This is a genomic window from Pectobacterium polaris, assembly GCF_002307355.1.
Classification (GTDB): domain Bacteria; phylum Pseudomonadota; class Gammaproteobacteria; order Enterobacterales; family Enterobacteriaceae; genus Pectobacterium; species Pectobacterium polare.
Map to the genome: position 1 here is coordinate 4,539,114 of NZ_CP017481.1, position 12,594 is coordinate 4,551,707.

At 57.5% G+C, this 12,594-nt stretch carries 7 protein-coding genes; all 7 read left to right on the forward strand.

Annotated elements, in window-relative coordinates:
* Positions 1-45 precede the first annotated feature (45 nt).
* The 7 genes from BJJ97_RS20495 to BJJ97_RS20525 all read left to right on the forward strand — a co-directional run bounded on the left by BJJ97_RS20495 (position 46) and on the right by BJJ97_RS20525 (position 12,558).
* Entirely contained in the window at positions 46-1,281 is a 1,236-nt protein-coding gene (locus BJJ97_RS20495; protein ID WP_095995153.1) for an MdtA/MuxA family multidrug efflux RND transporter periplasmic adaptor subunit, read from the forward strand.
* Entirely contained in the window at positions 1,281-4,403 is a 3,123-nt protein-coding gene (locus BJJ97_RS20500) for an MdtB/MuxB family multidrug efflux RND transporter permease subunit (protein WP_095995154.1), read from the forward strand. The genes BJJ97_RS20495 and BJJ97_RS20500 overlap by 1 nt, the downstream gene beginning before the upstream one ends.
* Positions 4,400-7,480, forward strand: coding sequence for a multidrug efflux RND transporter permease subunit MdtC (mdtC, locus tag BJJ97_RS20505; RefSeq protein ID WP_095995155.1), 3,081 nt, complete (start codon positions 4,400-4,402; stop codon positions 7,478-7,480). The genes BJJ97_RS20500 and mdtC overlap by 4 nt, the downstream gene beginning before the upstream one ends.
* An 865-nt stretch (positions 7,481-8,345) precedes the next feature.
* A complete protein-coding gene (gene mdtD / locus BJJ97_RS20510; RefSeq protein ID WP_095995156.1) occupies positions 8,346-9,746 on the forward strand; it encodes an MFS transporter in 1,401 nt (466 codons plus the stop codon).
* 7 nt (positions 9,747-9,753) lie between these two features.
* Positions 9,754-11,121, forward strand: a complete 1,368-nt coding sequence (gene baeS, locus BJJ97_RS20515; RefSeq protein WP_095995157.1) for an envelope stress sensor histidine kinase BaeS — start codon at positions 9,754-9,756, stop codon at positions 11,119-11,121.
* Between the two features lie 33 nt (positions 11,122-11,154).
* Complete coding sequence (baeR, locus tag BJJ97_RS20520; protein WP_095995158.1) at positions 11,155-11,883, forward strand: envelope stress response regulator BaeR; 729 nt, start codon at positions 11,155-11,157, stop codon at positions 11,881-11,883.
* A 30-nt stretch (positions 11,884-11,913) separates the two neighbouring features.
* A complete protein-coding gene (locus tag BJJ97_RS20525; protein ID WP_405083395.1) occupies positions 11,914-12,558 on the forward strand; it encodes a Vat family streptogramin A O-acetyltransferase in 645 nt (214 codons plus the stop codon).
* Positions 12,559-12,594 lie beyond the last annotated feature (36 nt).

A 12,594-nucleotide genomic window follows, 5' to 3' on the forward strand; every position in this document is an offset into this window, starting at 1 on the left:
CTACGCCGAGCTTCCCGCGCAACCTGGAGAGAGTAATCCATCACTATGAATGCCAAACGTATCCGAGGCCTGCTGGTACTTGCCGCCGTTATCGCTATTGCCGTACTGATCTGGCGCCATTTTACCCAGACGCCACCTGCCGCCTCCGGTGCGGGTGAGCAGCACGCCGCCCGTACGTCACATTCGGGAAGCAACAGCAGTGGTGGTGGACGCCGTGCCGCCATGCGCACGCTGGCCCCCGTGCAGGCTGCGCTGACGCAATCCGCTTCCGTGCCCTATTATCTATCCGGTTTAGGTACCGTGACGGCGGCCAATACCGTGACGCTGCGCAGTCGGGTGAACGGTCAGTTGATGGCGCTGCACTTTCAGGAAGGGCAACAGGTTAAGGCTGGCGACCTGCTGGCAGAAATCGACCCTCGTCCTTTTCAGGTTGAGCTGACGCAGGCACAGGGACAGTTGGCAAAAGATCAGGCCGCACTGGCTAACGCCCGGCAGGATTTAGCGCGCTATCAGCAGTTGGTGAAAACCAACCTGATCTCCCGTCAGGAGTTAGATGCGCAGACCGCCGCCGTACGTCAGGCGGAAGGAACACTAAAAGCCGATGAAGGTGCCGTGGCCAGCGCGCAACTCCAGTTGGATTACAGCAAAATCACCGCCCCAATCAGCGGTCGGATAGGTTTAAAGCAGGTCGATGTCGGGAATTACATCACCAGCGGCGACACCAACGGCATTGTCGTGATTACGCAGACCTACCCTATCGATATCGTCTTTACCGTGCCAGAAGCGGAAATCTCCACGATTCTGAGCGCGCAGAAATCAGGTCAGCCACCCGTGGTGGAAGCCTGGGATCGCGCCAATCAAACGAAACTTTCGCAGGGCATCCTGCTGAGCATGGATAACCAGATCGACACCACGACGGGCACAATCAAACTCAAAGCGCGTTTTGACAATCTGGACGATGCCCTGTTCCCGAACCAGTTCGTGAATATCCGTATGAAGGTCGACACGCTGAAAAACGCCGTCGTCGCGCCGTCCGCCGCCGTACAAATGGGTAATGAAGGCCGCTTCGTCTGGATTTTGAATGATAAAAACGAAGTCAGTAAGCGTCAGGTGACTACCAGCATTCAGTACGGCCAGCTGGTTGTGGTGACCGCTGGGCTGGACGCCAATGTTCAGGTCGTGACTGACGGTATCGACCGCCTGACCGAAGGGGCGAAAGTAGAAATCGTGCCTTCAGCGCTGACGGAGAAAACGCCTGCCATCGCTGGGGAGAAATCCTGATGCAGGATACCGTTCCAGCCAGCGGCGGCGGGCCGTCGCGCCTGTTTATTTTGCGTCCGGTTGCCACGACGCTGCTGATGATCGCCATTCTGCTGGCCGGTATTATCGGCTATCGGGCGCTGCCAGTTTCTGCCCTGCCCGAAGTCGATTACCCGACGATTCAGGTTATTACCCTGTATCCCGGTGCCAGCCCCGACGTGGTGACTTCCGCGATTACCGCGCCGCTGGAGCGGCAGTTCGGCCAGATGTCCGGGCTGAAACAGATGTCGACGCAGAGCGCAGGCGGCGCATCCGTTATCACGCTTCAATTCCAGCTTGAGCTGTCGCTAGACGTCGCCGAACAGGATGTGCAGGCCGCCATCAATGCGGCCAACAACCTGCTACCTAACGATCTGCCCTACCCACCAACCTACAGCAAAGTGAATCCGGCGGATCCGCCGATTATGACGCTGGCCGTCACCTCCAGCGCCATGTCGATGACACAAGTTCAGGACATGGTGGACAACCGTATCGCGCAGAAAATCTCGCAGGTGGCAGGCGTCGGACTGGTGTCGTTAGCCGGTGGGCAGCGTCCGGCGGTACGGGTAAGGCTTAACGCGCCAGCACTGGCGGCGTACGGTTTGACCAGCGAAACGATCCGCACCGCCATTACCGCCGCCAACGTGAATTCCGCCAAGGGGAGTCTGGACGGCCCTACGCGCTCGGTCACGCTCTCCGCCAACGATCAGATGAAATCCGTTGATGATTACCGCAAGCTGATTGTCGCGTGGAAAAACGGCGCGCCGGTGCGGCTTCAGGATGTCGCGACGATTGAGCAGGCCGCCGAGAACATTCATCTCGGTGCCTGGGCGAATCGGCAGCAGGCGATCATTATCAACGTTCAGCGCCAGCCAGGTGCCAACGTCATCACAACCACGGACAGTATTAGCAAGATGCTGCCCGCGTTGAAAGCCAGCCTGCCGAACTCCGTCGAGGTCACCACGCTGACTGACCGCACCACCAGCATTCGCGCCTCGGTGAAAGACGTCCAGTTCGAGCTGCTGTTAGCTATCGCGCTGGTCGTGATGGTGATTTACCTGTTCTTGCGTAACGCCGTTGCTACGCTGATCCCCAGCATTGCCGTGCCGCTGTCGCTGATTGGCACCTTTGCTGCGATGTATTTTCTCGGCTTCTCCATCAATAACCTGACGCTCATGGCGCTCACCATCGCCACCGGTTTTGTGGTGGATGATGCCATCGTGGTGATTGAAAACATCGCCCGCTATATCGAAAAAGGGGAAAAGCCGCTTAACGCGGCGCTGAAAGGCGCGGGGGAAATCGGCTTCACCATTATCTCTCTGACGTTTTCCCTCATCGCCGTGCTGATCCCGCTGCTGTTTATGGGCGATATCGTCGGACGTCTGTTCCGCGAGTTTGCCGTCACGCTGGCGGTGTCTATCCTGATTTCTGCCGTCGTGTCGCTCACGCTAACGCCCATGATGTGCGCTCGAATGCTGAGTCATCAGTCGCTGCGTAAACAGAACCGTTTTACCCGCGCCAGCGAACGGTTCTTCACTCGCCTGATTGATGCCTATGGCGTCTGGCTGCGCAAAGTGCTGAACCATCCGTGGCTGACGCTTAGCGTCGCATTGGGTACGCTGCTGCTAACGGTTTTGCTCTACATCTGGATTCCGAAAGGCTTCTTCCCGATACAGGATAACGGCATCATTCAGGGCACCGTGCAGGCACCGCAGACGGTCTCGTTCAGTAATATGGCCGACCGCCAGCAGCGCGTCGCCTCCATCATCATGAAAGATCCGGCGGTGGAGAGCGTGTCCTCGTTCATCGGCGTTGACGGCACGAATGCCGCGCTAAACAGCGGCCGACTGCAAATCAACCTGAAACCGCTCAGTGAACGCAGCGAACGTATTCCAGAGATCATCAGTCGTTTGCAACAGCAAACGGCACAGATCCCCGGCATCCAGCTGTATCTGCAACCGGTGCAGGATCTCACCATCGACACCCAAATCAGCCGCACGCAGTACCAGTTTACGTTGCAGGCGATGTCGCTGGACGAGCTGAGCCAGTGGGTACCGAAGCTAATGACCGAGCTGCAAAAGCTGCCGCAGCTAGAGGATGTCAGCAGCGATTGGCAAGACGGCGCCGCGGTCGCCTACGTCAACGTAAACCGCGACAGCGCCAGCCGTCTGGGCATCACGATGTCACAGGTCGACAGTGCGCTGTACAACGCCTTTGGTCAGCGTCTGGTTTCCACCATCTATACGCAGGCCAGCCAATACCGCGTAGTGCTGGAGCACGATACGACGAACAACACCGGTCTGGACGCGCTGAACGACGTGCGCCTCATCAGCAGCGACGGCGGGACCATTCCGCTCAGCAGCATTGCCACCGTTGAAGAGCGTCAGGGGCCGCTGGCGATCAACCATATCGACCAGTTCCCATCGACGACGATCTCCTTCAACGTCGCGAAAGGCTATGCGCTGGGCGAAGCGGTTGATGCGATCACGCAAGCCGAGCAGCAGATGAACCTGCCGGCGGATATCACTACCCGTTTTCAGGGCAGTACGCTGGCGTTCCAGTCGGCGCTGAGCAGCACCGTATGGCTTATCGTGGCGGCAATTGTCGCGATGTACATTGTGCTCGGCGTGCTGTACGAAAGCTTTATTCATCCGATCACCATCTTGTCTACGCTGCCAACGGCGGGCGTCGGCGCGCTGCTGGCGCTGATGATGGCGGGGAATGAACTGGATGTGATCGCCATTATCGGGATCATATTGCTCATCGGGATCGTGAAGAAAAACGCCATCATGATGATCGACTTCGCGCTGGCGGCGGAGCGAGAACAGGGCATGAAACCGTATGACGCGATTTATCAGGCCTGTCTGCTGCGTTTCCGACCGATTCTGATGACCACGATGGCGGCGCTGCTGAGTGCGCTGCCGCTGATGCTGAGTACCGGCGTTGGCGCGGAGCTGCGCCAGCCGCTGGGGATCTGTATGGTCGGCGGCCTGATCATGAGCCAAATCCTGACGCTGTTTACGACACCGGTGATCTACCTGCTGTTTGATCGTCTGGCGACGCGTTTCCGCCGTGCGCCGCGTCAGGAGGAAGAAACCGAGTGAAGTTCTTCGCCCTGTTCATCCACCGCCCCGTCGCAACCTTACTGCTGACGCTGGCCATCGCGCTCTGTGGCGTACTAGGTTTCCGCCTGTTGCCGGTGTCACCGCTGCCGCAGGTGGATTTCCCGGTGATCTCGGTTAGCGCCTCGCTGCCCGGTGCCTCGCCAGAAACGATGGCGTCTGCTGTCGCCACGCCGCTGGAACGCGCGCTCGGCAGGATCGCAGGCGTTAACGAAATGACCTCCACCAGCTCGCTCGGCAGCACGCGCGTCATTCTGGTGTTTAACCTCGACAGGGATATCAACGGCGCGGCGCGTGATGTACAGGCGGCCATTAACGCGGCACAGAATCTGTTACCATCCGGCATGTCCAGCCGCCCGACCTACCGCAAAGTCAATCCGTCCGACGCCCCCGTCATGATTTTGACGCTAACCTCGGACACCTACAGTCAGGGGCAGCTGTACGACTTTGCCTCGACCCAGCTGTCGCAGAAAATATCTCAGATGGAAGGCGTCGGCGATGTCTCCATCGGCGGGAGTTCCCTGCCCGCCGTACGCGTCGCGCTGAATCCAGTGGCGCTGTTTAATCAGGGCATTTCTCTCGATGAGGTACGGCAGGCTATTGCGCAGGCAAACGTGCGTCAGCCGCTGGGGAATGTGGAAAGCAGCCAGAAAAGCTGGCAGATACAAACTAACGATGAGCTCAAAACCGCTGACGCCTACGCGCCGCTGATTATCCACTACAACAACGGCGCTGCCGTCCGCCTGAGCGACGTCGCCACGGTAGAAGATTCGGTGCAGAATTCCCGTAACGCAGGGATGGCGAACGCGAAGCCTGCAATTCTGGTGATGATTCGCCGCGCGCCGGATGCCAACATTATCACCACGGTAGACAATATCCGCGCCGCGATGCCGGAACTGCGTGCCAGCCTACCCGCCGAAATACAGCTGGATGTCGCGCAGGATCGTTCGCCCACCATTCGCGCCTCGTTGGCGGAAGTCGAGCAGTCGCTGATTATCGCCGTCGCGCTGGTTATTCTGGTCGTCTTCCTGTTCCTGCGTTCCGGCCGAGCCACCGCTATTCCGGCACTGGCCGTACCGGTATCGCTGATCGGCACCTTTGCAGCGATGTACCTGTGCGGCTTTAGCCTGAATAACCTGTCGTTGATGGCGCTTACCATTGCCACTGGCTTCGTGGTGGATGACGCCATCGTGGTGCTGGAGAATATTTCCCGCCACATCGAAGCTGGCATGAAGCCGCTACAGGCGTCGCTTCAGGGCGTGCGCGAAGTGGGTTTCACCGTCTTATCCATGAGCCTGTCGCTGGTTGCGGTGTTCATCCCACTCCTGCTGATGGACGGCTTGCCGGGGCGGCTATTCCGTGAATTCGCCGTCACGCTGTCAGCGGCGATCATGATTTCGCTGCTGATCTCACTCACGCTCACGCCGATGCTGTGCGCACGACTGCTGCGCGCCGTGCCCAAACGCAGTCAGCCGCGTACCCGTGGTTTTAATCGTGTATTGCTGGCGATGCAACAAGGCTATGGACGATCGCTGAAATGGGTGCTCAACCATGCGCGCTGGGTTCTGCTGCTCCTGTTGGGCACCATCGCACTCAACGTCTGGCTGTATATCAGCATTCCGAAGACCTTCTTCCCGGAACAGGATACGGGCCGATTGATGGGCTTCATTCAGGCCGACCAGAGCATTTCTTTTCAGGCCATGACGGTGAAACTCCAGAACTTCATGACCATTGTTAGCAGCGACCCGGCGGTGGATAACGTGAACGGGTTTACCGGCGGATCGCGTACCAACAGCGGGTCGATGTTTATCTCGCTTAAGCCATTGTCCGAGCGTGATGTGTCGGCACAGCAGGTAATCAGCCGCCTGCGCATCAAGCTGGCAAAAGAGCCCGGTGCCAACCTGTTTTTAATGCCGGTGCAGGATATCCGTATCGGCGGGCGCGAATCGAGCGCCGGATACCAGTACACGCTGCTGTCTGACGATCTGAGCGAGCTGCGTATCTGGGAACCCAAGATTCGTGCTGCTTTCAGCAAACTGCCCGAGCTGGCCGACGTGAACTCCGATCAGCAGGATAAAGGCGCGGAAATGGCACTCACCTACGATCGCGATGCGATGGCGCAGCTCGGCATCAGCGTCTCTGCCGCTAACGCGCTACTCAATAACGCTTTTGGACAGCGTCAGATTTCGACCATTTACCAGCCGCTAAACCAATATAAGGTAGTGATGGAAGTGGACGACGCCTACACGCAGGACGTCAGTTCACTGGACAAGATGTTCGTGATAAATAACGAAGGTAAGCCCATTCCGCTCTCTTACTTCGCCAGTTGGAAGCCGATCAACGCCCCGCTGTCGGTGAACCATCAGGGCTTGTCGGCCGCCTCGACGATCTCTTTTAACCTGCCGGAAGGCACCGATCTGTCCAGCGCGACGGCGGCGATAGAAAGAACCATGACGTCGCTGGGTGTGCCATCAGCGGTACGCGGCCAGTTCTCCGGTACGGCACAGGCGTTCCAGCAGTCACAGTCTTCCCAGCTGTTGCTGATTCTGGCGGCGATTATCACCGTATATATCGTGCTCGGCGTGCTGTATGAGAGCTACGTGCATCCGCTGACGATTCTGTCCACTCTACCCTCCGCGGGCGTGGGCGCACTGCTGGCGCTGGAGTGGTTCGGTGCACCGTTTAGTCTGGTGGCGCTGATTGGCATCATGCTGCTCATTGGGATCGTGAAGAAGAACGCGATCATGATGGTGGATTTTGCGCTGGTAGCACAGCGCAGCGGCGGGTTGAGCGCGCAGGATGCGATTTTCCAGGCCTGCCTGCTGCGTTTCCGCCCGATTATGATGACCACGTTAGCCGCGCTGTTTGGCGCCCTGCCGCTGGTGCTGACCAGTGGCGACGGTGCAGAGCTGCGGCAACCGCTCGGCATCACGATTGTCGGCGGGCTGGTGATGAGCCAAATCCTCACGCTGTATACCACCCCGGTGGTGTATCTGTTTTTCGACAAGCTGAGGAATATTCGGCGCAAAGTCCCGGAGAAGGATTTGTCACTGTCGTGACGGAATAGGATTAGCGTTAGCTATCTAATTAATATGCTATTTATGGGGATATTTCGTGCGCTTAACTCGCAGCGTACTCCCACCTTGGCGTAAATGATGCTGAGGAGGAGATGCTCTCTCGGATGAGCGGCTGGATTTGTCACTATCATGACTGCACATGAGTAACGGTAAAGAGCTAATAACATGCTATTTCAGGGGGAGGTTTCGTGCGCGTAACGTTCGCTGTTTTTCTGGTAGCGCCCCGAACGCACCCGACCAAGGGCGGCTCAATTGCCGTCGCCCTTGGAACCCTGGCTTGTGGCGCTAAATTGTACCGCTACGCGGTGCCTTCACCGAAAGCAGTCTCTTTACGGGCCGCCAGTGACGCGCTCCCGGCGCGGCACTGCCTTTCGTGGCGTCCATGCCACTCACCCGTGAGCCAGCTTCCGTCTCAGTACAATTTTTTACGCCAGGAAAAAATGTTAAGCACACGAAGTGACAGAAAAGGAATATATAGCTCGCAACGTACTCCCACCTTGGCGTAAATGATGCTGAGGAGGAGATGCTCTCTCGGATGAGCGGCAGGACGCCGCGAAAGTCGCTGCCGCGTCGGGAACGCGTCAGCGGCGGTCCGAACAGGAGAACATTGACGACGAAGGAACCGCGAAGCGGCATCATTTCCCGCCAAACAGCCTGGGTTCACAGGGCGGCGGCGACTGAGCGCCCCTGTGTCGTGCGTATACAGAAAGCATGCAGAGAAAAACAAATGTTAAGCGCACGAAACCTCTCCGAGATAATAATATTCGTGCTTTGAGAGCACCATGCGAAATGTGAGGACACCACCGACTATGCCCAATGTATTCAACAATTCAGAGGGTCAAGGAATATGACCCAACCGGCTTCCGTCCGCTGGCAGCTCTGGATTGTTGCCTTTGGCTTCTTTATGCAGACGCTGGATACCACCATCGTGAATACCGCGCTGCCTTCGATGGCCTCGAGTCTGAATGAAAGCCCGCTGCATATGCATTCGGTGATTGTTTCCTATGTGCTGACCGTCGCGGTGATGCTGCCTGCCAGCGGCTGGCTGGCCGATCGCATCGGCGTGAAGAACATCTTTTTCACCGCGATTCTGCTGTTTACACTCGGATCGCTGCTGTGTGCCCGTTCGGAAACGCTGAATGAACTGCTGATTTCACGCGTCATTCAGGGTATTGGCGGCGCGATGATGGTGCCGGTTGGCCGCCTGACGGTGATGAAAATCGTTCCGCGCGATCAGTATATGGCGGCGATGACATTCGTGACGCTGCCCGGCCAGATTGGCCCATTAATGGGGCCAGCCCTCGGCGGCTTTCTGGTGGAATACGCCAGTTGGCACTGGATCTTCCTCATCAACCTGCCCGTTGGCATCATCGGCGCGCTTGCCACCTGGTTCCTGATGCCCAATTACACCATGCGAACGCAGCGCTTTGATATCAGCGGCTTCCTTTGGCTTGCCGTCGGTATGGCCACACTGACATTGGCGCTGGACGGCAACCGCAGCCTGGGCATTCCGCCGATTGCCATTTTCGCGCTGATCGCCGTCGGGCTGATCGCGCTATTGAGCTATTGGCTGCACGCTCGTCACAACAAACGGGCGCTGTTTAATCTGCATCTGTTCGATACGCCGACCTTCTCTATCGGCCTGAGCGGTGGGCTATTGGCGCGCATCGGCAGTGGCATGTTACCGTTTATGACGCCGCTGTTTTTACAACTGGGAATGGGCTTTTCTCCGTTCCATGCCGGGCTGATGATGGTGCCGATGGTGCTAGGCAGCATGGGAATGAAGCGGATCGTGGTGCAGGTCGTCAACCGACTCGGCTACCGCCGCGTGCTGATTGTCTCCACGCTGCTGCTGGCGCTGGTCACGGCGCTGTTTGCTCTGGTTGCGCTGATGAAATGGATCTGGATGATCCCGATTGTGCTGTTCTTCCTCGGTACGGTGAACGCCGTTCGCTTCTCCACCATGAACACGCTAACACTGAAAGATCTGCCAGATACGCTCGCCAGCGGCGGCAATAGCCTGCTGTCGATGACCATGCAACTGTCCACCAGCCTCGGCGTCAGTATCGCAGGCATTCTGCTCGGCATGTTTTCCCAGCCGCACATGGCGGCGGGCAGCGGAGAAACGCACATGGTGTTTATTTACACCTATCTCAGCATGATCGTCATCATCGCCCTGCCCGTGTTGATTTTTAACCGCGTCCCGACGGACGGCGTCAAGCAGTCCACGCTGCCGCGCAAATCGTGAGGTTGTCATGAAATTCGGAATCACCGCCAAGCTGTTCCTCGCGATCTTCGCCACCTGCATGCTGGTGCTGATTACTATGCACTGGGGCGTGCGCGCCAGCTTCGAGCGCGGCTTTATCGACTACATTAAGCGCGGCAACGAACAGCGGGTCACGCAACTGCGCGATGCGCTGGCGGAGCAATATCAGCTGCACGGCGACTGGTCATTCCTGCGCAACAATGAGCGTCTGGTGTTCAAAATGCTGCATTCGCTGGACCAGAACAACGACACCGACAACAGCATGCAGGGGCTGCGGGTGCGCCTTTGGGTGCTGGATACCGGCAAACGCAAGCTGTTCGGCTCTCCGGCACCGATCCCGAATGAAGGCACCTGGCAGCCGATTCAGGTACAAAACCAGACGGTCGGCTGGATTGTTGCCTCGCCCGTTGAGCGACTGACCCGCAACGCCGACATCAGTTTCGACAGGCAGCAGCAGCGCACCAGTTGGCTGATTGTCGCACTCTCGACGCTGCTCGCGATTATCGCCACCTGGCTGACCGCGCGCGGCCTGCTCGCGCCCGTCAAGCGGCTGGTCAGCGGTATGCACAGTTTGGCCTCGGGGGATTTCAGCACCCGCGTGACGGCAAGTTCGCACGATGAACTGGGCAGGCTGGCGCAGGATTTCAATCAGCTTGCCATCACGCTGGAAAAAAACGAACAGTCTCGCCGCGCGTTTATGGCTGACGTCTCACATGAACTGCGCACGCCGCTGGCGGTGCTGCGTGGCGAGCTGGAAGCTTTGCAGGATGGCGTACGCAAGCCCGACTCACACTCTCTGCACTCGCTCCAATCTGAGGTCACGACGCTCACCAAACTGGTGGACGACCTGCATCAACTCACCCTGTCCGATCGTGGAGCGCTGGCCTACCGCAAGGCCTCTGTAGACGTGGTGCAAATTCTGCATATTGCTATCGCCGCGTTTCATGAACGTTTCCAGAAAAAGCAGATTACGCTCACCACTGATTTACCCGCGCAGGCGGGCGTCTTTGGCGATCCAGACCGGCTAAGTCAGCTGTTTAACAATTTGCTGGAAAACAGTCTGCGCTACACTGATGAGCAAGGTCAGTTGACCATTACGGTTATTCAGCAGCATAAACGCTGGGCGATTATCTGGCAGGACAGCGCCCCCGGCGTGACCGACGAGCAGCTCACGCTAATTTTCGAGCGTTTTTACCGTGCGGAAAGTTCGCGCAACCGCGCCAGCGGCGGCTCCGGGCTAGGGCTGGCGATCTGCAATAATATCGTTGAGGCGCATAGCGGACGGCTGTATGCTGAACATTCGCCATTAGGGGGAGTGATGATTACCATTGAGCTTCCCTTGCACGAACCTGATTAAGATCGACTCACGACACCGAAAATAAGCAGAGCTATGACAACCGTACCCGATTTCGCTATGGCATCACCGATTCTGATCGTCGAAGATGAGCCCAAATTGGGACAACTGCTGGTGGATTACCTTCAGGCAGCGGACTATGCCACGCACTGGCTGCCCAACGGCAATGATGTCGTCGAGTGGGTGCGGCAGCATTCCCCTTCCCTCATTTTGCTGGATTTAATGCTACCGGGCTGCGATGGCCTGACGCTCTGCCGCACTATCCGCCAGTTTTCCAACGTGCCGATTATCATGGTCACCGCCCGCAGCGAAGAGATCGATCGCCTGCTGGGGCTGGAAATTGGTGCCGATGACTATATTTGTAAACCCTTTAGCCCGCGCGAAGTGGTCGTGCGCGTCAGAACGCTGTTGCGCCGCTGCGGCTGGCAGAATGACGGGCTGAAAGCCGTCGAGAAAACCGAAACGGCCCTGTTGATTGATAAAAGCGGCTTTCAGGCCAGCTATCTGGGGCAGAATCTCGATCTCACGCCAGCGGAGTTTCGCCTGCTCAAGACGCTTTCCACCGAGCCGGGCAAGGTATTTTCCCGCGAGGCGCTGCTGGATAAGCTCTACGACGATTACCGCGTCGTGACCGACCGCACCATCGATAGCCACATCAAAAATCTGCGTCGCAAGCTGGAACAGCTGGACGAAGAGACCTCATTTATCCGAACGGTATACGGCATCGGCTATCGCTGGGAAGCCGCGCCCTGTAATGAGGTGTAACATCCACCGACTTATGATGTTATGGAGACCATGTTGAACGGACCAGACCCTGATAACCGCTACCCCATGGCCGGTTTCCCCCAAGTGTGTTTCATCAAGAACATTGTCACCAACCCGAATATTGAAATTGGCGACTACACCTATTATGACGATCCCGATGGCGCGGAAAATTTCGAGCAAAATGTGCTCTACCACTATCCGTTTCTCGGCGATAAATTAGTCGTCGGTAAGTTTTGCGCTATCGCGCGTGGCGCAAAATTTATCATGAACGGGGCCAATCATCGGCTTTCCGGCCTGTCGACTTACCCGTTTCAGATTTTTGGCAACGGCTGGGAAAAAGTAACGCCCAAGCCCGGCGATCTACCTTACAAAGGCGACACGATCATCGGCAATGATGTCTGGATTGGCTATGACGCGCTGATCATGCCCGGCATCCGCATTGGAAATGGCGCCATTATTGCGTCACGCGCCGTGGTCACCGCCGATGTGCCCGCTTATACGGTCGTCGGCGGCAATCCGGCCAAAATCCTGAAGCCGCGTTTTGCGCCGGACGTCATCGATACACTGGAAACGCTGTGTTGGTGGAACTGGCCGATAGAAAAAATCACACGTCATCTGGACATCATCGCAGCTGGCGATATTGCCGCACTGCAAGCTGGCCATCTGTCCGAATAACCGTCTTCCATTCCACACCTATTCATTCCACACGAA